The sequence below is a fragment of the Aestuariivirga litoralis genome (assembly GCF_003234965.1).
Lineage (GTDB): Bacteria > Pseudomonadota > Alphaproteobacteria > Rhizobiales > Aestuariivirgaceae > Aestuariivirga > Aestuariivirga litoralis.
This window is the reverse complement of the sequence record NZ_QKVK01000003.1, coordinates 408,460-426,701: the sequence shown is the minus strand read 5'-3', so window position 1 is coordinate 426,701 and position 18,242 is coordinate 408,460. Positions and strand designations below refer to the sequence as shown.

Here is an 18,242-nt window from a genome sequence, read left to right as displayed (position 1 = left end):
TGGCGCCGCTTCACTTGGCACCCTCCGCCTTGGCCTGGAAATGGCTGTAGAGCATGGCGGGGCCCACCATCAGCACCAGCAGCACCACCGCGATGGCAGACGCCATGGGCCAGTCGCGCGCCGACGAGAACTGGTCCGAGATCACCCGCCCGATCATCGGGCTCGCGGCATTGCCGACGAGCGTGGGGATCACCAGTTCGCCCGCGGCCGGAATGAAGACCAGCATGCCGCCGGCCACGATGCCGGGAATGCTCTGCGGCAGGGTCACGTCCAGGAACACCTGCCAGGGCCTGGAACCGAGGTCGAGTGCGGCCTCGTCGAGCGTCGGGTCCAGACGCTCGAGGCTGGCGTAGAGCGGCAGGATCATGAAGGGCAGGTAGGTATAGACCATCACCAGCACGACGGCGAAGTTCGAATGCATCATCGGCATGAAGTCGACGGCCCAGCCTTGCGGCACGATGGCATTCCAGATCCTGGTGACGCCTTCGTTGAACCAGCTCGAACGGCCCATCAGCCCCATCCAGGCATAAACGCGCAGCAGGAAGGACGTCCAGAACGGCAGGATCACCAGCATCAGCAGGATGTTGCGCCAGCTCTTCGACACGCGCGTGAGCCCCAGCGCCATGGGATAGCCGATGAGCAGGCAAAGCACCGTTGCGATCCCGGCACTCACCAGCGAGGTGATGAAGGCGCGGAAATAGAGCGTGTCGGTCACCGCCCGGACATAGCCCTGCAGGCTGACCCAGGGATGTTCGCCGCCGAAGGAAATGGGTGGCGCCGTGGGGGTCTTGGTGCCGACGCTCATCGCCACCACGATGAGGAAGGGCAGGAGGAAGAAGATCACCAGCCAGACATAGGGCGCGGCGATCAGCAGGTCGGACCAGCCCTTGGTGTCGAACCAGCGTGCCAGCCGCTTCGCCCGCATCGACCTACTCCGCCAGCACGATGGCCGAGGACGGCGCGAAGGAAATCCACACCTTGTCGTCCCAGTCGGCGGCACGCGCCGCCTCGCCACCGCGCCTGGCATTCACCGCATGGGCCTGGACCAGCGCGCCCGAGCGCAGGATGACACGGTAGAGACTGTCCTTGCCGAAATAGGCGAGGTCCTTGACCGTGCCTTCGAAGGCATTGACCTCGTCGGGCCTGTCCTTCGAGATGAGCAGCTTCTCGGGGCGGATGGCGAGGGTCGCGTCCTGTCCCTCGTTCAACCCCGGCACGTCACGCGCCAGAACCTCGCCGCCGAGGGCGGGCACCGAGAGCCGCAGCTGCGCATCCTGCCGGGCAAGGATGGTCGCGGGGAAGGAGGTGATGGAGCCGATGAAGTCCGCCACGAACCTGCTGTTGGGGAACTCATAGACATCGCCCGGGCTGCCGATCTGCTTCACCTCGCCCTTGTCCATCACCGCGATGCGGTCGGACAATGTCATCGCCTCTTCCTGGTCATGGGTGACGACGATGAAGGTGACGCCGGTGCGCTGCTGGATCGACATCAGCTCGAACTGGGTGCGCTCGCGCAGCTTCTTGTCCAGCGCCGCCAGCGGCTCGTCGAGCAGCAGCAGCTTGGGCTGGCGGGCCAGCGCGCGGGCCAGCGCCACGCGCTGGCGCTGGCCGCCGGAAATCTGGTGCGGCTTGCGCGTGGCGAAGGGCAGAAGCTGCACCAGTTCCAGCATCTCGCGCACGCGCGCGGCTTTTTCATCCGCGCTCATCCGCTCATGCTTCAGGCCATAGCCGACGTTCTTCTCGACACTCATGTGCGGGAACAGGGCATAGGACTGGAACATCATGTGGACCGGGCGGTCCCATGGCGCAACGCCGGTCATGTCGCGCCCGTCGAGAAAGATCCTGCCCGAGGTCGGCTCCTCGAAGCCGGCCAGCATGCGGAGCAGCGTGGTCTTGCCACAGCCCGAGCCGCCGAGCAGCGAGAAGATCTCGCCCTTCGCCACGTCGAGCGAGACATCCTTCACCGCCTGGAAGGGACCGAAGAACTTCGAGATGTTCTCGATCCTGAGGAACGGCTCCCCCGCCGCCGTCATGATGTCAGCCGCCCGTCTTGATCTCGGTCCAGGTGCGGGTCAGCGCCTCTTCCTGTTCCGGCGTCGGCGGTGCGAGGGTGAACAGGCGTTCCTTGGTTGCGGCATCGGGATAGACGGCGGGATCGCTGGAGATCGTCTTGTCCACCAGCGGGGTCGCCAGCTTGTTGGCGTTGGCGTAGCCGATGAAGTTGGTGGCCGCCGCAATCACCTCGGGCCGCAGCATGTAATTGAGGAAGGTGTAGGCGTTGTCGAGGTTCTTGGCGTCGGACGGAATGGCCCAGACGTCGAACCAGGCGGGGGCGCCGGTCTTCGGCACGAAATATTCGAGGTCGAGCTTGATGCCTGCGTCGGCCGCGCGCTTCTTCGCCACACCATAGTCACCCGACCAGCTGTTGACGGCGCAGACCTCGCCATAGGGCAGCGTGGTCAGGTAGTTGGTGTTGTCGAAGGTGGTGATGTAGGGCCTGATCTTGGCGAATGCCTCGGCCATCTTCTTGTAGTCGTCGGGGCCAGCCTTGTTGGGATCGATGCCGAGCCACTTCAGCACGATGGGGCCGATGTCGGTCGGGCTGTCGAGGATGGAGAGGCCGCAGGAGGCAAGCTTCTGGGCATTTTCCGGATTGAAGATGACGTCGAGGCTATCGAGTTCGACGCCGGGCAGCTGCTGCTTCACCAGGTCCATGTTGTAGGTGAAGCCCACCGAGCCCCAGGTATAGGGCACGCCGTAGTCGTTGCCGGGGTCGAAGCCCTGCAGGATGGCGAGGATCTCGGGGTCGAGGTTGCCCCAGTTCGTGAGCTTCGCCTTGTCGAGCTTCTGGTAGACATTGGCCTTCACCATGCGCGGCAGGCCCAGGCCCGACTGCAGCACCACGTCATAGCCCGACGAGCCGGCCAGCATCTTGGCCTCCATCTCCTCGGCGCTGGCATACATGTCGTAGACGACCTTGATGCCGGTCTCCTTGGTGAAATCGGCAATGGTGTTCTCGCCGATGTAGTCCGCCCAGTTATAGACGTTCAGCGTTCCGGCATCGGCGCGGGCGCGGCGTATGTGGGGCATGGCCAGCCCGGCTGCGGCGCCCATCATGGCGAGGGCGTGGCGGCGGTTGAGCTTCATCTGATCCTCCCGGAATGCAATCGTTTTGGCCAGCCTAGAGCGAGTTGGACGGCTGGCAAATTAAATCTTCATTGGCACGCGGCAGGGGTTTTCCCGCTGGTTCCTCGGGCAGGGTCATCACCGGCATCAGGCGGCGCAGCCCGTCATGGTGGCGGCGCAGGCCATATTCGAGGTCGGAGAGATGGAAGCCCTCGAAGGCCTCCGATTTCATCGACTCGTTCGACCAGATGGAGAGCTGCTGGTCCTCGGCGGAGGTGAAGCGGTCGATGCGGAAGGCGAGGTAGCGCGCGAGCCTCGTCTCGCGGCTTTCATTGGGCCAGCGATACATGCGGCCGGCGAGCCGGGTACGCCCCGGGCCGATAGGAATTTCCTGGTAGAACTGGGCGCCTTCCGGCGTCACGGCGAAGACCGCGTTGGGGAACAGCCCGTAATAGGTCCAGGCCTTTTGCAGATGCGCGGGAAGTTCAGGACGTGGCGGCGAGATCTTCACATAATTCCTGACCGACCAGCCGCGCGCCATGCCCTCGTCGAACCAGCCGATCGATACCGAGAGGCCTTTGTCGAGGTGGAGGTCACGGTAGGTGCGGCCATAGAGTTCCTGAAGGCTCGGATGGGCCAGCGCCACGTGGTAGCCCTCATTGTCGACGTCGCGCACCGACTTCCAGTTCACCGGCAGTTCCGAGGTCCAGTCGAGGTTGCGGACGGGCATGAGCTTGTCCATCCCATAGGCGGCGAAGTCTTCAGCATAGGGTGCCAGGAGTTCGGCCACCGCCGGCTGCGGCCCATCCTTGAAGCGCAGGAAGATGAAGCCGTGGAAAATTTCCATCTCGATCGGCTTCAGCCCGAACTCCTCGCGCTTCAGCTCACCGAAGCTCGAAGGCCTCGCGGCGCCGCGCAGCGAGCCGTCGAGATTATAGACCCAGCCATGGAACGGGCAGACGATGGACCCCTTGCAGTGGCCCTTCGCCCCGTCGACGACGCGCGCCCCGCGATGGCGGCAGAGATTGTGGAAGGCGCGCACCACGCCGTCCTGCCCGCGCATGACCACGGCGCGTTCGCCCAGCAGGTCGAAGGCCAGCCAGTCGCCTGCGGCGGGAATGTCGCCGACATGGCCCACCACCTGCCAATGGGTGAGGAACAGCCGGTCACGCTCGAGGTCGAACAGCGCGGGGGAATGATAGGTCCAGGCCGGCAGGCCGCCACGGTTCCAGTCATTCGGCACGGGGATGGTGTCATAGGGCAGCTCGGTCATGCGTGCGTCTCCATCTCGTTCAGCACCCAGCGGTGAAAGCGGTGAATCTCATACTCTTCCGGCATCAGCCGGGCGGCGCGGAAGGCGGGCGAGCGCATGCCGCGCTGGTTCATCTCCGAGGCCTCGCCATCCTGTTCCATGACGATCTTGGCGAAGGCAGCGACGCGGGCCGCATCGAAGCCGGGCTGGGCCATCGTCTCCGGGGTGAAGTGCCATTCGGCCACCAGCCTTGTGCGCTCGGGCGCCAGGGGCTCGATGCGCACCGAACGCACATAGTCGACATGCGCCACGACGTAGGTCGACGGCCACAGCGTGACGAAGCTGTAGCCCGCCAGCCGCTCGGCCTCGGAGAGATTCGGAAACTCCGGCCCGCAGGGTTCGCCGTCCAGTGTCCAGCTCTTCGCGCCGGCGCGCAGGTTGGGGGCTTGCGGGGCACCCGGCGCCCAGCCGAGCGCCTCCGACGGGCCCATGATGCCCCTGCCATAGACCGGCACCATGTCGCACAGTTCGGGGTGGATGCCGGGGCAATGCAGGCACTCGGAGTAATTCTCCCAGAAGGTCTTCCAGTTGCAGGCGATTTCGGTCTCCCAGTGGTGGCCGGTCACGAGCCCGGCCATGGGCCAGTTGCCGAGCGTATCGAGCCCTACGTCGGCAAAGAGACCACCCGGTGCTGCAGCGAGGTTGAGAAACAGGAAGCCGTTCCACACCCGGCAGGCCACAGGTTTGAGGCCGTGCGCCGCACGGTCGAAGTCGGTCGTCGGCACGGCATGCCCGGTGGCCACCAGCGCGCCGTCGGACGCGGAGAATGCAAAGGCGTGATAGGGGCAGCGGATCAGCTTGCCGACCGGCTCCTCTGCCGTCCGGCAGAGCTCGGAACCGCGATGCGGGCAGGAATTGTGGAAGGCCGAAACGCCGCCATCCGCGGCGCGCACCACGATCACGGGGGCTGCACCGACCTGCACCCGCCGCATGCGGCCGGGCAGGACATCGGCCAGGCGGCCGGCCATCACCCATTGCCGTGCGAACAGCGTTGCCATCTCGCGGCCGAACCAGGCCGCATCGAGATAGGCCTCGCGCGGCAGGCCTTCCGGGCAGGCTGCAAGGCGCGGGGAAAGCGGGTGGCGTTCCTGTCCCATGACTAACTCCCCGGCCGCCTCAGCTGTCGATCTGCGGGCCGGACAAGCCTAGGCTGCCATTTCACTGGTTGAACTGTCAATCAAGTTATTCCCCACGATTTCACGTTTGCCGTTCTCCCTCGTTCCGCTAGGAAATAAGGAAGTGAACCGAGGCCGCCGTGTCAAACTCCGTCTCTGCCCCTCCCCTCCGTACCCCGCGCACCCTGAGCCGCGAAGAACGCCGGACCCAGTTGTTCGAGGCGACGCTGGCCACCATAGCAGAATGCGGCTTCTCGCGCACCACGCTCACCGAAGTGGCCCGGAGGGCCGGCCTGTCACACGGACTGGTGCTGTTCCACTTCGACACCAAGGAGAGGCTGCTGGTCGAAACGCTCGACTATCTCTCGGACGAATACAAGGCCAACTGGCAGGCCGCACTCGACGCTTCGGGGCCGGCGCCCGAAGAGAAGCTCGCAGCGCTCGTCGAGGCGGACTTTGCCCCGCAGGTGTGCCAGCCCAGCCGGGTCAATGCCTGGTCTGCCTATTGGGGCGAAAGCCAGAGCCGCCCGCTCTACCTCTCGAAATGCGGTGAAAACGACGCGCTCTACATCCGCATGCTGGAAGATGTCTGCGCCGGAATGAATGCGTCACATGGCTATGCGACGGATCCGGCACGCGCCGCCCGGCTGATCCGCATCACCATCGAAGGCACCTGGCTGGAAATGATGACGCTTCTCAATCCCTATGACCAGCAGGAAGCGAAGTGCACGGTGTGGACCTGTGCCAGCCTGCTCTATCCGCGCCATTTCGGGCCGGACGGGCCGCTCGCCGCAGCCCGCTGAAGCGCCTCAGTTGTAGCCCTGGTAGAAGAACTGCTGGGTGTAGCCCGGATAGAAGAACTGCTGGTCGAAAGGCGTCCACCCCGGCCGGCGCGTCCAGGTGGGATAGATGCAGCGGTTGACGTTGCAGCGCAGCTGAACCGGGTGCTGGGCCTGCCACTCGGTGGCATCCGCCATCACCCGCTGGCGCACCTTGTCCTTGAGCTGGTTGTAGTGCTGGTCGCGCAGCAGCGGTGCCAGCGGGTGGCCACCGGCCGCTGCCAGTTCCAGCCAGAACAGCGCCTTGGCAATGTCCTGCTTCACCCCGCGGCCGCCGCCATAGAAGCGGCCGGCCATGTATTGCCCGTCGGCCAGGCCCTGCGCCCCTGCCCGCTTGTACCAGGTCAGGGCGAGGTCGAAGTTGCGCGGCACGCCGATCCCGTTGTCATACATGGCCGCAAGGGTGAAGGCGGCATAGGGGTCGCCCCGCTTGGCCAGCGGCATGATCAGCGCCACCGCCGTTTCGTAATTGCGCGCCCGATAGGCCGAAATGCCCTGCGACAGCTCCCCCGCGGCGGCGGGCTGGAACCACAGGAACAGGGCAATCACGGCGAACAGCTTTTTCATCCGGCATCCGGGAGAATCACTCGCCGCACAGTCTACCGGGATTTCGCGGAAAAGGTGAGGGCCACCCGCCGGTCCCAGGCGCTTCGCAGACGCGAGACGGCCATCTTGCCCTGTTTAGTGAACTGTTGTTCACTAAACACATTCACTAAACAGAGGACCCATCGCCCATGGCGCTTCCCCTCGAAACCCTGCTCGACACCGTGTCGGCGCGCATCATTTCCGCGGCGGACGAACTGACGGCACTCGACTCGGCCATCGGCGATGCCGACCACGGCCTCAACATGAAGCGCGGCTTCGAGGCAGTGCAGGCCGACAAGGCCGGCATCTTCGCAAAGCCTCCGGGCGAGGCGCTGAAGGCCGTGGGCATGACACTGGTGATGAAGGTGGGCGGCGCCTCCGGTCCGCTCTACGGCACGCTGTTCATGACTCTCGGGAAGGAACTGCCCGAGAATCCGTCTGTGGCCGATCTCGGCCGCGCCCTGCAGGCCTCGGTCACCGCCCTCAAGGCGCGCGGCAAGGCCGACATCGGCAACAAGACCATGCTGGACGTGCTGGGCCCTGTCGCCGCGCATCTCGAATCCGGCAGTGCTTCCATCGAGAGCGTCCGCGCCTTGGCAACCGAGAGCGCGAAGGCCACGATCCCGATGAAGGCGATCCGCGGCCGCGCCTCCTTCCTCGGTGATCGCTCCATCGGCCACATGGACCCCGGCGCACGGTCGAGCGAGATCATGATCACCGCCGTCTGCGACGTTCTGGAAGGCAAGCCATGACGGTGGGCATCGTCATCGTCTCTCATTCGCCCGATGTGGCCAAGGGTGCCGCCGACATGGTGCGCCAGATGGTGGGCAATGAGGTGCCGCTCGGCTTCTGCGGCGGCAACCCCGATGGCGGGCTCGGCACCAGCGTCGAGAAGATCCTCGCTGCCATCGATGCGGCCTGGTCGGAAGACGGCATCGCGATCCTCGTCGATCTGGGCGGGGCCGAAACCAACAGCGAAATGGCCATCGAGATGCTGCCCGAGGAGCGCCGGCAGAAAATCGTCATCTGCAATGCCCCGGTGGTCGAGGGCGCGGTGATGGCCGCGACCGAGGCCTGGGGCGGCGGCTCGCTGGCCGATGTGAAGCGCACCGCAGAGGAGCTGTCCCCGCAATGAGCGAGACTGCAGAAGGCTCGGTTGTCATCACCCACGACGTGGGGCTCCATGCGCGGCCCTCGGTGAAGCTGACGAAGCTCGCCAAGGGCTTCACGTCCAGCCTCGAAATCGCTGGCGCTGCCGAAGGCCCGTGGATCGATGCGAAGAGCATCGTGAAGGTGATGGCGCTGAAGGCGAAACAGCACTCGACCCTCTTCGTGCGCGCCGCCGGGGTCGATGCCGAGGCCGCCGTCGCGGCGGTGGTCGACCTTGTGCGCCGCGACTTCGACGAAGCGGGCGATGGGCACTAGCCACCAGGGCACGGGCGCCTCCGACGGGCTGTTCCTCGGCCCGCTGCGCTGGCTTGGCCGCACGGCGCTGAAGCGGCAGCCGACAGGCAGTGCCGAAAGCGAAGCCGCTGCGCTCGCCGAGGCGATCGCCCTCTCCGTTGGTGAGCTCGCCGCGCTGATGGCGCGCGTCGATGGCGAGGCACAGGATATTCTCGGCTTCCAGGTGGCGATTCTGGAGGATGACGCGCTCTCCGCGCCCGCCCTTGCCGCCATCGCCGCGGGCACGCCCGCGCATGAGGCATGGGGCGCCGCCCTCGCGGGCGAGATCGCAGGCTATGAAGCCTCGGATGATGATTACTTCCGCGCCCGTGCCGCCGACCTGCGCGACATCCGTGACCGCGTGCTGCGGAACCTCGCGGGCTATACCACCACGCAGCACAGGACAGGCGCCGTGCTGGCGGGCGAGGACATTGCTCCCACCGTGTTTCTCGAAACCGACTGGAGTGCCGGCGGCGCCGTCGCGCTGACGCGCGGCAGCACCACCAGCCATGTCGCCATGCTGGCGCGGGCCCGGGGCATTCCCATGGTGGTGGGCCTTGGCGCCCTGCCCGCACACTGCACCACCCTCGCCGTCGACGGTGGCAGCGGCCATGTGCTCGCCGATCCCGATGATGCGCAGCGGCGCGACTTCGCTGCCGCTGCGGCGGCAGAGGCGCAGACGCGCGCCCGCGAGGAGCACTTCCGCCTCCGTCCGGCCCAGCGCCGCAGTGGCGCGCGCATCGACATCCTCATCAATGTCGCCGGTGTCGACGAGCTCGACCATATCGATCACGCCGCCTGCGACGGCATCGGCCTGATGCGTTCCGAATTCCTGTTCCGCGACGGCGCACCGCTCCCTGACGAGGAGACGCAGTACCGCGCCTACCGCCGCTTCGTGGAATGGGCACAGGGCCGGCCCGTCACCATCCGCACGCTGGACATCGGCGGCGACAAGCCGGTGCGCGGGCTGACACCCGATGGCGAGGCCAACCCGTTCCTCGGCCTGCGTGGTGTGCGCCTGACGCTTGCACGCGAGGACGTGTTCCGCACCCAGCTGCGCGCGCTGGCGCGGGCCGCGGTGCATGGCAACCTCAAGATCATGCTGCCCATGGTCACCGTGCCCGACGAACTCGCACGCGGTGCCACGCTGCTCGACGCCTGCGTCACCGAACTCGAAGCGCAAGGTGTGGCCTGCCATCGCCCGCCGCTGGGTATCATGGTGGAGGTGCCCGCCGTCGCCGTGGTGCCGGAGCTGTTCAGCGAGGCTGCCTTCTTCTCCATCGGCTCCAACGACCTCACGCAATATGTCACCGCCTCCTCGCGCGACGACGCGCGCGTCGCGGCACTGAATGATCCCGCACACCCGGCCGTCACCGCGCTCATCGCGCGGGTGGCGCGCTTCGGCCGCGAGGCGGGAATTCCCGTCAGCCTGTGCGGTGACATGGCGAGCGAGCCGAAGCACCTTGCGACACTGCTCGAGGCCGGACTCACCTCACTCTCCGTCGCGCCCGCGCGGATTGCCCGCCTCAAGGCGGCGATTGCGGAGCTCTGAACATGGCCGAGCCTGCCACGAACCACACCCCGCAGGATGCCGTTGCCGCCTACAAACGGCTGCTGGCGGCGATTCTCGACAGGCGCCCCTCCGGCACCCGGCAGCGCCTCGCCACGGCGCTGGCCAAGAACCGCAGCTTCGTGAGCCAGATCAGCAATCCCGCCTACCCCACACCGATCCCCGCGAGCCACCTCGCGCAGATCTTCGAGCTGTGCCATTTCTCCTCCGCCGAACGGCAGGAATTCACAAGGCTCTATGCCCGCGCCCATCCCAGGAAGATGCTGGCGGAGAAGCCGCAGCGCGCCGCGGCAGTCGAACTGCCGGACCTCGGCGACGATGCGAAGAACCGAAAACTGCACGGGCTGGTCAGCGCCTTCGTGCGGGACATCACGAGGCTGATCGATGACGAACGGGAGAAAGGGAAACGGCGATGAAGAAGCTCATCAACGACGTGTCGAACGTGCTGACCGAAAGCCTTGACGGCTTCGTGGCGGCGCATGGCGACATCATCACGCTCGGGGCCGAGCACAAGTTCGTGCAGCGCCGAGTGCTGAAGCCGGGCAAGGTGGCGCTGCTCTCGGGCGGAGGCTCCGGCCACGAGCCGCTGCATGCAGGCTTCGTCGGCCACGGCATGCTCGATGCCGCCTGTCCCGGACAGGTCTTCACCTCTCCCACGCCGGACCAGATGATCGCGGCGGCGGAGGCAGTCGACACGGGCGCGGGCGTGCTGTTCATCGTCAAGAACTACGAGGGCGACGTCATGAACTTCGACATGGCGCGCGAGATGGCGGGGCGCGACATCGAGACGGTCATCACGGACGATGACGTGGCGGTCGAGAACTCGCTCTACACCACCGGCCGTCGCGGCGTTGCCGGCACGCTCGTCGTCGAAAAGGTCGTGGGGGCCGCCGCCGAGCAGGGTGCCGACCTCAGGGCGCTGAAGCAGCTGGGTGACAGGGTGAACCGTGCGACGCGCTCGATGGGCGTGGCGCTGACCAGCTGCACCGTTCCCGCCGCCGGCAAGCCGACCTTCGACATGGGCCCCACCGAGATGGAAATGGGTGTCGGCATCCATGGCGAGCCCGGCCGCCGCCGGGTGGCGCTGCGCTCGGCCGACGAGATTGCCGAGGAAATGGTGGCGGCCATCGCGGGCGACCTGAAGGCAAAGGGCAATGCCCTGTTCTTCGTCAACGGTTTCGGCGGCACCCCGGCGATGGAGCTCTACCTGATGTACAATGCCGCCGCGGCACAGCTCGCCAAGCACGGCATCACGCCGGTGCGCTCGCTCGTCGGCAGCTATGTCACCTCGCTCGACATGGCGGGCTGCTCCATCACCGTGACCATGCTCGATGACGAGATCACGAAAGGCTGGGATGCACCGGTGCACACCCCGGCGCTGCGCTGGGGCCTCTAGCGCTGGCCGAGGAGCGTGGCGGTGGAGAAGGCCTGCTGCAGCTGCTCCTCTGTCATCAGCCCTTCCGACAGCACCACGTCACGGATCGAGCGGCGTGACTTCAGCGCCTCCTTGGCCACCCGGCTTGCCGCCGCATAGCCGATATAGGGGTTGAGCGCCGTCACCGTGACGAGCGAGCCTTCCAGCAGTTCCTGGCAACGCTCGCGGTCGGCCTCGATGCCGACGATGCATTTCTCGCGCAGCACCGCCATGCCCTTCAGCAGCATGCGCATCGACTGCATGATGTTGAGCACGATCACGGGCTCCATGGCATTGAGCTGCAGCTGGCCCGCTTCCGCGGCAAGCGTCACGGTGAGGTCATTGCCGATCACCTGGTAGGCGATCTGGTTGACGACCTCGGGGATCACCGGGTTCACCTTGCCCGGCATGATCGATGAGCCCGCCTGCACTGCGGGAAGCCTGATCTCGCCCAAACCCGCGCGCGGGCCGGAATTGAGGAGCCGCAGGTCGTTGCAGATCTTCGACAGCTTCACCGCGATGCGCTTCAGCACGCTCGAGAAGGTGACGAAGGCGCCGAGGTCGGAAGTGGCCTCGATCAGGTCTGCCGCCGGCACCATGGGCACGCCCGAAATCTCTGCGAGGTTGCGGATGACGCGTTCGGAATAGCCTTCCGGCGTGTTGATGCCGGTGCCGATGGCCGTTCCGCCCAGGTTCACCTCGCGCAGCAGGCTGGCGAATTCCTTCAGCCGCTCGATGTCCTCGGCAACCGTCACCGCGAAGGCGCGGAACTCGGAGCCAAGCCGCATCGGCACCGCGTCCATCAGCTGGGTGCGGCCGACCTTGATCACGTCATCGAATTCCACCGCCTTTGCCATAAGCGCCGCGACCAGCAGGCGCTGTTCCTCGATCAGTGCGGGGCAGGCGCGCAGCACGGTGAGGCGCACTGCCGTGGGATAGACGTCGTTCGTCGACTGCGACAGGTTCACATGGTCGTTGGGATTGATGATCGCATAATCGCCGCGCGGCTTGCCGAGAAGCTTGAGCGCCAGGTTGGCGATCACCTCGTTGGCGTTCATGTTGGTGGAGGTGCCGGCACCGCCCTGCAGCATGTCGACCACGAAGTCATGATGCTCGTCGCCGGCGATGACGAGGTCGCAGGCGGAGATGATGGCCTGGGCGACCTCGGGCGTCAGCCGGCCGAAGTCGCGATTGGCCATGGCGGCGGCCTTCTTCACCATGGCGAGCGATTCGATCAGCTCCGGGAAATGCGACAGCGTGATGCCGGTGATCGGGAAGTTCTCGACCGCACGCGCGGTATGGATGCCATAGTCGGCCTCCGCCGGGATTTCCATTTCGCCGATCGAATCACGCTCGGTGCGCATGCGCCGCGTCATCATCAGTTCTCCCATTTCGCCGTTGCCCGTTGCCGGGACATTGTGATTGCCTATAATCCGAGCATAGGATGGAACCGGGCTTACCGCCCCTGAAATCGGCGCAATGCTCTCCCCGGTGGAAAATATGGATCGAACCCAACCGGCACCCCGGCCAGACGGCCGCCAGTCCGCCACCGCGCTGATGATCCAGCGCGGGGTGTGCCGCCTGCTGCGCGCCTCGGGCTTCGCGGTGCTGCCGGAGTTCACGCTGGCCTCGGGCCGCCGCGCCGACGTCATGGCCATCTCGGACGCGGGCGAGATCTGGATCGTCGAGATCAAGTCGTCGCCGGAGGACTTCCGCAGCGATTCGAAGTGGCCCGAATACCGTGACTGGTGCGACCGCCTGTTCTTCGCCATCCCGACCGCCATGGAGCCGGACATGATGCCGGCGGACACCGGCCTCATCATCGCCGACAGCTGGGGGGCCGACATCATCCGCCGGATGGAGGCGTCGAACCTGCATGCGTCGCGCCGCAAGGCCGTGACGCTGGCCTTCGCCCGCGCCGCCGCCCTTCGCCTGCACGGGCTCCATGACCCGTTGGCGGAAACGCTCTGACTATTTCGGCGCGCGCTTGGCCAGGATGCGCTGCAGCGTGCGGCGGTGCATGTTGAGGCGGCGCGCCGTCTCGGAAACATTGCGGTTGCACAGTTCGTAGACGCGCTGGATATGCTCCCAGCGCACGCGATCGGCCGACATCGGGTTGTCGGGAAGGGCAGCGCGCGTTTCGCTGTCGCCCACCAGCGCGCCATAAACGGCATCGGCATCGGCGGGCTTGGCGAGATAGTCGATGGCACCGAGCTTCACCGCCGTCACCGCGGTTGCAATGTTGCCATAGCCCGTGAGCACCACGGCGCGCGCCTCGGGCCGCGCCTGGTGCAGCGCCTCGATCACGTCGAGCCCGTTGCCATCGGCGAGCCTCAGATCGACCACGGCGAAGGAAGGGGCCGAACGCTTCACGTGGGCCACGCCCTCGGCGACCGATTCCGCCATCAGCACCTCGAAGCCGCGCGTTTCCATGGCGCGGGCAAGCCGCGTCAGGAAGGGCTTGTCGTCGTCGACGAGCAGCAGGGTCTTTTCGGTCGGGATCACGGCGTTGGTCATGCAGGCGCGGCCTGGTCTCGTTTCTCGGGTCCAATGCGCTCTCTAGCCCCTCGCGAGCGCGGGTTCAAACACTTCCCGTTACGCAGTCAGGCGCGCCCGAGATCAACGACGCTGCGCGGCCAGACAACATGCACCACCGCACCGTGTTCCGGTGGCGGCCTGTTGGCGAGCGACACGGTGGCGCCCGAGCGCTCCAGCAGCGTCTTGGCAATGAAGAAACCAAGCCCCATGCCCTCGTGCTGGCCGGCCTCTCCCGTGTCCTCGCCATAGCCGGGCCGCGTTGTCACGAAGGGGTCGCCCAGCCGGTCGAACACGTTCTCGTGGAAGCCCGGCCCGTCGTCCCGGACGGTGATCGACACCTGGGCAGGCGTCCAGCGGGCATCGACCTCCACCCGGCTCTCGGCGAAATCGACGGCGTTCTCCAGCAGGTTGCCAAGCCCGTAGGTAATGGCAGGGTTGCGCTGGAACACCGGCTCGCTGCCCAGCGCCTTGTCGTCGAGATCGGCCGAGCTCGTGACTGCGATCACGGCGTCAGGCCCGCGCAGCGGCGCCACCAGGTCCTCGATCATGGCGAGGATGGCGGTGCGCTGATACATCTCGTCGGTCTGCGCCTCGCGGTTGGCGAGCCTCGCCAGGATCTCACGGCAGCGCGCCGTCTGGCTGATGAGGAGGTCGATGTCCTCCGTATGCGGAGCATCCGCCGGCATCTCGCGCTTCAGCTCCTTGGCGACGAGCGCGATGGTGGCCAACGGGGTTCCCAGCTCATGGGCGGCGGCGGCGGCCATGCCATCCAGCGCGGACAGCCGCTGCTCGCGCGCCAGCACCAGCTCGGTCGCCGAAAGGGCCGCCGACATCTGCCGCGCCTCGTCGGCAATGCGCCGAGCATAGATCGCCGAGAACACCACGCCGCAAACGATGGCCGCCCACATGCCGCCGATATAGACATCGGGAAGCTCCAGCGTCTCGCCCGGCAGCCAGGGCAGCGGAAAATGGCGGAAGGCAAGGAAGGTGGCGCAGGCAAAGGCCAGCAGCCCCAGCCACAGCGTCCAGCGGTTGGGAAGCGAGGTGGCCGAGATGGTGACGGGAACGAGGAACAGGAAGGAGAAGGGATTCTCCAGCCCGCCGGTCAGGAACAGCAGCACGGCAAGCTGGATCACGTCATAGACCAGCAGCAGCCCGGAATGGGTTTCATGCAACCTCACGCTCTTGCGCCAGCGGATGGTCAGGAAGATGTTGAGCCACGCCGAAAGCGCCACCACACCGAGGCAGAAGCCCAGAGGCAAAGGAAAACCAAGCACGAAATGCACGCCCAGCACGGCGCCCGCCTGGCCGACGATGGCGAGCCAGCGCAACCGTACAAGGGTCCTCAGGCGCAGCATGCCGATCTCGGCGCCAGTGGCGACGGGCCGTGGGTCGAGGGCGAGGTCCTGTGGCATGGGCTCCGGTGGTGTGAGTTCGGCCAGGGTTGAGTCCGGGCCAGTCTAGACATATGTGCTGGGGGATTGAAGGAAGAACACCCATGCCCCGCCGCCCCGTCCTCATCTTCGCCGCCGTCGTGCTGCTGATCGCGGCGGGCCTTGGCAGCTATGCCTATCTCGGCCGCGGCACGCACGCCCCGCAGGGTTCCGGCACGGCGCTGGTGGGTGGCCCCTTCTCGCTCATCGACCAGGATGGCCGGCGCGTCACCGAGAGGGACTTCCTCGGCAAGTACATGCTGGTGTTCTTCGGCTATACCTATTGCCCGGATGTCTGCCCTACCGAATTGCAGGTGATGAGCGCGGCGCTGGACCAGCTGGGGCCGGACGCCAGCCGCATCCAGCCGGTCTTCGTGTCGATCGACCCGGCGCGCGACACGCCGGAGGTGCTGAAGGCCTATGTCGGCAATTTCGGCCCGCGCCTCATGGGCCTCACCGGAACGCCGGAGGAGGTTGCCGCCATCGCCAGGGCCTACCGCGTCTATTACACGAAGGCGGCGGGTGGCAGTTCGTCCACGGACTATCTGATGGACCATTCGAGCATCATCTATCTGATGGGGCCTGACGGCCGCTTCGTCCGGCACATGGCCTACACCACGGACGCCGCAAAACTCGCGATGGAACTGAAGGAAACACTTAGACTTTCCCCCTAAAGTCTAGAAATGACGGGTTGCCCCGAGTCGGGGGAGTTGCTACCGTCGAGCGTTAACGAGGGGTTTCCCGGTTGTGCTGTATTACCTGTACGAGATGAATCATGCGGCGCTCGCGCCGTGGCGTGCGGCCGCCGATGCGGGCATCAGCTTCTGGCGAAGCCCCGCAAATCCCTTCAAGGATACGCAGCTCGGCCGTTCACTCGCGGCTTCGCTCGAACTCTTCGAACGCACCACCCGCCGCTACGGCAAGCCGGGCTTCGAGATCCAGGACGTCATCATCGGCGATGACATCGTCCCCGTCGAAGAGCGGGTCGTCCACAACAAGCCCTTCTGCAAGCTGCTCAACTTCGAGAAGCAGTGGGAGAAGCCGAGGAAGCAGCACAAGCTGCTGATCGTCGCCCCCATGTCCGGGCACTATGCCACGCTGCTGCGCGGCACTGTCGAATCCATGCTCCCGCATTATGACACCTACATCACGGACTGGGTGGATGCGCGCAGCGTGCCGCTGATGGAAGGCGGATTCGACCTCGACGACTATGTCGACTACGTCACCGACTTCCTGCAGTTTCTGGGTCCCGACACCAGCGTCATGGCGGTGTGCCAGCCGTCCGTGCCGGTCATGGCGGCGGCGGCGCTGATGAATGCCGCGAAAGATCCCTGCGCGCCCCGCACCATGATCCTCATGGGCGGCCCCATCGACACCCGCCGCAACCCGACGGCGGTCAACAACCTGGCGCAGGAAAAGGGCGTCGACTGGTTCCGCAAGAATGTCATCATGAAGGTGCCCGCGCCCCATGCCGGCATGATGCGCGACGTCTATCCGGGCTTCCTGCAGCTCGGCGGCTTCATGACCATGAACCTCGATCGCCATCTCGATGCCCATCGCGAACTGTTCTGGCACCTCGTCGACGGTGATGGCGACTCTGCCGAAAAGCACCGCGACTTCTACGATGAATACATGTCGGTGATGGATCTCACCGCCGAGTTCTACCTGCAGACGGTGGAGAAGGTCTTCGTCAACCACGACCTGCCCAAGGGTACCCTGACCCATCGCAATTCGCTGGTCGACTGCTCGAAGATCACGCGCACCGCGCTGATGACCATCGAGGGCGAGCGTGACGACATTTCCGGCGTCGGCCAGACCGAGGCGGCCCATGACCTGTGCTCGAACCTCGCTCCCGAGAAGAAGCTCCACCACCTGCAACCGGGCGTCGGTCATTATGGCGTGTTCAACGGCTCGCGGTTCCGCAAGGAAATCGTTCCGCGAATCGTCGCCTTCGTGAATAAGAACGCTGATGATCGGACTGCTCAGAAGCCTTCAGCGAACGGTCGCGCCAAGACCGCTTGAACCGACCCGGCTCCTCGTCGGTGACGAGGTGCTGGACGTCACCTTCCGCCGCCATGCGCAGGCGCGCCGCCTCGTTCTCAGACTGAATGCCACTGGCACCGGCGTGCTGGTGACTGTGCCGCGCGGCGTTTCGCGCGCCCGGGCGCTTGAATTCACCGAACGCTCGCGCGCCTGGATCGAGGACAGGGTTCGCGCGCGGGGCGGCCTCATTCACCTTGCGGACGGCGCGGCCCTTCCGCTGCGCGGCATCGAGCACGACATTCGCCACGTTCCCGGGCGCCGCGGCATCGTGCGGGCCGATCGTGACCGCCTCTACATCGACGTTCCGGGCGACCCGGCGCATCTGCCGCGCCGCGTCCACGACTTCCTCAAGGCGGAGGCGCGTGCCGATCTCACCCGCGCCTCGCTGAAATACGCTGCGCTGATGGGCGTGAAGTTCCGGCGCATCACCATCCGCGACCAGCGCAGCCGCTGGGGCTCGTGCTCGGCAGGGGGCGACCTGTCCTATTCCTGGCGCCTCATCCTGGCGCCCGACTATGTGCTCGACTATGTGGCGGCGCATGAAGTCGCCCACCTGCGCCACCTCGACCATAGCCCGCGCTTCTGGCGTCTCGTCCTCACCCATTGCCCCAATGCCGCCCGCGCCAAGAACTGGCTGCGCAGCCACGGCCAGGACGTGCACCGGGTGGTGGTATGAAAGCCCCGCGCCTCGCTGTCTGCAGCGCACACCCCTGAGCAAACGTTCCATCATCGCCGGGGCAGATGTTCAGACGCCGCGATCCTTTTTCAGGATGCGCCGGACAAGCCCCCCGCGCATGTTGGAAGCGGTGATTGCCATGATCGGC

Annotated in this window: 20 protein-coding genes; 11 read left to right on the top strand and 9 right to left on the bottom strand. The window is 66.0% G+C overall.

The window, feature by feature from the left end:
* Positions 1-10 precede the first annotated feature (10 nt).
* From DK847_RS09365 to DK847_RS09345, 5 genes are read right to left on the bottom strand one after another with little or no spacing between them, the layout of a single operon-like run.
* The gene (locus DK847_RS09365; protein ID WP_161957210.1) at positions 11-925 is read right to left on the bottom strand and encodes an ABC transporter permease; all 915 of its coding nucleotides are present in this window, start codon (positions 923-925) and stop codon (positions 11-13) included.
* A gap of 4 nt (positions 926-929) precedes the next feature.
* Positions 930-2,033, bottom strand: a complete 1,104-nt coding sequence (locus DK847_RS09360) for an ABC transporter ATP-binding protein (protein ID WP_111198008.1) — start codon at positions 2,031-2,033, stop codon at positions 930-932.
* Between the two features lie 4 nt (positions 2,034-2,037).
* Positions 2,038-3,147, bottom strand: coding sequence for a polyamine ABC transporter substrate-binding protein (locus DK847_RS09355; RefSeq protein WP_111198007.1), 1,110 nt, complete (start codon positions 3,145-3,147; stop codon positions 2,038-2,040).
* Positions 3,148-3,181: 34 nt separating this feature from the next.
* A complete protein-coding gene (locus DK847_RS09350) occupies positions 3,182-4,399 on the bottom strand; it encodes an aromatic ring-hydroxylating oxygenase subunit alpha (RefSeq protein WP_111198005.1) in 1,218 nt (405 codons plus the stop codon).
* The gene (locus tag DK847_RS09345; protein WP_111198003.1) at positions 4,396-5,535 is read right to left on the bottom strand and encodes an aromatic ring-hydroxylating oxygenase subunit alpha; all 1,140 of its coding nucleotides are present in this window, start codon (positions 5,533-5,535) and stop codon (positions 4,396-4,398) included. The genes DK847_RS09350 and DK847_RS09345 overlap by 4 nt, the downstream gene beginning before the upstream one ends.
* A 230-nt stretch (positions 5,536-5,765) precedes the next feature.
* On the opposite strand from DK847_RS09345, the gene DK847_RS09340 reads away from it, so the two are divergent.
* Positions 5,766-6,356, top strand: a complete 591-nt coding sequence (locus DK847_RS09340) for a TetR family transcriptional regulator (protein ID WP_161957209.1) — start codon at positions 5,766-5,768, stop codon at positions 6,354-6,356.
* A 6-nt stretch (positions 6,357-6,362) separates the two neighbouring features.
* Here DK847_RS09340 and DK847_RS09335 read toward each other — a convergent pair whose 3' ends face one another.
* Entirely contained in the window at positions 6,363-6,959 is a 597-nt protein-coding gene (locus tag DK847_RS09335; protein WP_111198000.1) for a tetratricopeptide repeat protein, read from the bottom strand.
* A gap of 167 nt (positions 6,960-7,126) precedes the next feature.
* Here DK847_RS09335 and dhaL point away from each other — a divergent pair, with 167 nt between their 5' ends.
* Genes dhaL through dhaK form a run of 6 tightly spaced genes read left to right on the top strand, consistent with a single transcriptional unit; the run spans position 7,127 to position 11,386 of the window.
* Positions 7,127-7,729, top strand: a complete 603-nt coding sequence (dhaL, locus tag DK847_RS09330; protein ID WP_111197998.1) for a dihydroxyacetone kinase subunit DhaL — start codon at positions 7,127-7,129, stop codon at positions 7,727-7,729.
* A complete protein-coding gene (gene dhaM / locus DK847_RS09325) occupies positions 7,726-8,112 on the top strand; it encodes a dihydroxyacetone kinase phosphoryl donor subunit DhaM (RefSeq protein WP_111197997.1) in 387 nt (128 codons plus the stop codon). Before dhaL ends, dhaM begins: the two co-directional genes overlap by 4 nt.
* Positions 8,109-8,402 carry an HPr family phosphocarrier protein gene (locus DK847_RS09320; RefSeq protein ID WP_111197995.1) on the top strand — a complete coding sequence of 98 codons (294 nt, stop codon included), beginning with the start codon at positions 8,109-8,111 and terminating at the stop codon, positions 8,400-8,402. The genes dhaM and DK847_RS09320 overlap by 4 nt, the downstream gene beginning before the upstream one ends.
* Positions 8,392-9,972 carry a phosphoenolpyruvate--protein phosphotransferase gene (ptsP, locus tag DK847_RS09315; protein WP_161957208.1) on the top strand — a complete coding sequence of 527 codons (1,581 nt, stop codon included), beginning with the start codon at positions 8,392-8,394 and terminating at the stop codon, positions 9,970-9,972. The genes DK847_RS09320 and ptsP overlap by 11 nt, the downstream gene beginning before the upstream one ends.
* Positions 9,973-9,974: 2 nt before the next feature.
* A complete protein-coding gene (locus tag DK847_RS09310) occupies positions 9,975-10,406 on the top strand; it encodes a hypothetical protein (RefSeq protein WP_111197992.1) in 432 nt (143 codons plus the stop codon).
* Complete coding sequence (gene dhaK, locus DK847_RS09305) at positions 10,403-11,386, top strand: dihydroxyacetone kinase subunit DhaK (RefSeq protein WP_111197990.1); 984 nt, start codon at positions 10,403-10,405, stop codon at positions 11,384-11,386. Before DK847_RS09310 ends, dhaK begins: the two co-directional genes overlap by 4 nt.
* On the opposite strand, the gene DK847_RS09300 is transcribed toward dhaK, so the two are convergent.
* Positions 11,383-12,780, bottom strand: coding sequence for an aspartate ammonia-lyase (locus tag DK847_RS09300; RefSeq protein ID WP_204508294.1), 1,398 nt, complete (start codon positions 12,778-12,780; stop codon positions 11,383-11,385). The two genes, dhaK and DK847_RS09300, sit on opposite strands and share 4 nt — an antisense overlap.
* Positions 12,781-12,904: 124 nt before the next feature.
* Between DK847_RS09300 and DK847_RS09295 the strand changes: the two genes are divergently transcribed.
* Entirely contained in the window at positions 12,905-13,375 is a 471-nt protein-coding gene (locus tag DK847_RS09295; protein ID WP_204508286.1) for an MmcB family DNA repair protein, read from the top strand.
* On the opposite strand, the gene DK847_RS09290 is transcribed toward DK847_RS09295, so the two are convergent.
* Together DK847_RS09290 and DK847_RS09285 are read right to left on the bottom strand one after the other, a co-directional pair.
* The gene (locus tag DK847_RS09290) at positions 13,376-13,921 is read right to left on the bottom strand and encodes an ActR/PrrA/RegA family redox response regulator transcription factor (RefSeq protein ID WP_111197987.1); all 546 of its coding nucleotides are present in this window, start codon (positions 13,919-13,921) and stop codon (positions 13,376-13,378) included. It lies immediately after the preceding gene.
* Between the two features lie 86 nt (positions 13,922-14,007).
* Positions 14,008-15,357 (bottom strand): ActS/PrrB/RegB family redox-sensitive histidine kinase, encoded by a 1,350-nt coding sequence (locus DK847_RS09285; protein ID WP_245414569.1) that lies wholly within the window; start codon positions 15,355-15,357, stop codon positions 14,008-14,010.
* 83 nt (positions 15,358-15,440) lie between these two features.
* Here DK847_RS09285 and DK847_RS09280 point away from each other — a divergent pair, with 83 nt between their 5' ends.
* The 3 genes from DK847_RS09280 (at position 15,441) to DK847_RS09270 (ending at position 18,094) form a co-directional block, all read left to right on the top strand.
* On the top strand, positions 15,441-16,049 hold the full coding sequence (locus tag DK847_RS09280; protein WP_111197986.1) for an SCO family protein: 609 nt from the start codon (positions 15,441-15,443) through the stop codon (positions 16,047-16,049).
* Positions 16,050-16,122: 73 nt separating this feature from the next.
* The gene (locus DK847_RS09275; RefSeq protein ID WP_111197985.1) at positions 16,123-17,397 is read left to right on the top strand and encodes a polyhydroxyalkanoate depolymerase; all 1,275 of its coding nucleotides are present in this window, start codon (positions 16,123-16,125) and stop codon (positions 17,395-17,397) included.
* A complete protein-coding gene (locus DK847_RS09270) occupies positions 17,345-18,094 on the top strand; it encodes a M48 family metallopeptidase (RefSeq protein WP_111197983.1) in 750 nt (249 codons plus the stop codon). Before DK847_RS09275 ends, DK847_RS09270 begins: the two co-directional genes overlap by 53 nt.
* Positions 18,095-18,242 lie beyond the last annotated feature (148 nt).

Bases quoted from the DNA above. Each gene is read 5' to 3' on its own strand.
- DK847_RS09310 (WP_111197992.1), top strand. From the start codon at position 9,975: ATGGCCGAGCCTGCCACGAACCACACCCCGCAGGATGCCGTTGCCGCC.
- dhaL (WP_111197998.1), top strand. From the start codon at position 7,127: ATGGCGCTTCCCCTCGAAACCCTGCTCGACACCGTGTCGGCGCGCATC.
- DK847_RS09295 (WP_204508286.1), top strand. From the start codon at position 12,905: ATGGATCGAACCCAACCGGCACCCCGGCCAGACGGCCGCCAGTCCGCC.
- DK847_RS09350 (WP_111198005.1), bottom strand. From the start codon at position 4,399: ATGACCGAGCTGCCCTATGACACCATCCCCGTGCCGAATGACTGGAAC.
- DK847_RS09320 (WP_111197995.1), top strand. From the start codon at position 8,109: ATGAGCGAGACTGCAGAAGGCTCGGTTGTCATCACCCACGACGTGGGG.
- DK847_RS09300 (WP_204508294.1), bottom strand. From the start codon at position 12,780: ATGACGCGGCGCATGCGCACCGAGCGTGATTCGATCGGCGAAATGGAA.
- DK847_RS09355 (WP_111198007.1), bottom strand. From the start codon at position 3,147: ATGAAGCTCAACCGCCGCCACGCCCTCGCCATGATGGGCGCCGCAGCC.
- DK847_RS09365 (WP_161957210.1), bottom strand. From the start codon at position 925: ATGCGGGCGAAGCGGCTGGCACGCTGGTTCGACACCAAGGGCTGGTCC.
- ptsP (WP_161957208.1), top strand. From the start codon at position 8,392: ATGGGCACTAGCCACCAGGGCACGGGCGCCTCCGACGGGCTGTTCCTC.
- DK847_RS09360 (WP_111198008.1), bottom strand. From the start codon at position 2,033: ATGACGGCGGCGGGGGAGCCGTTCCTCAGGATCGAGAACATCTCGAAG.
- DK847_RS09345 (WP_111198003.1), bottom strand. From the start codon at position 5,535: ATGGGACAGGAACGCCACCCGCTTTCCCCGCGCCTTGCAGCCTGCCCG.
- dhaK (WP_111197990.1), top strand. From the start codon at position 10,403: ATGAAGAAGCTCATCAACGACGTGTCGAACGTGCTGACCGAAAGCCTT.
- dhaM (WP_111197997.1), top strand. From the start codon at position 7,726: ATGACGGTGGGCATCGTCATCGTCTCTCATTCGCCCGATGTGGCCAAG.
- DK847_RS09270 (WP_111197983.1), top strand. From the start codon at position 17,345: ATGATCGGACTGCTCAGAAGCCTTCAGCGAACGGTCGCGCCAAGACCG.
- DK847_RS09280 (WP_111197986.1), top strand. From the start codon at position 15,441: ATGCCCCGCCGCCCCGTCCTCATCTTCGCCGCCGTCGTGCTGCTGATC.
- DK847_RS09285 (WP_245414569.1), bottom strand. From the start codon at position 15,357: ATGCCACAGGACCTCGCCCTCGACCCACGGCCCGTCGCCACTGGCGCC.
- DK847_RS09290 (WP_111197987.1), bottom strand. From the start codon at position 13,921: ATGACCAACGCCGTGATCCCGACCGAAAAGACCCTGCTGCTCGTCGAC.
- DK847_RS09335 (WP_111198000.1), bottom strand. From the start codon at position 6,959: ATGAAAAAGCTGTTCGCCGTGATTGCCCTGTTCCTGTGGTTCCAGCCC.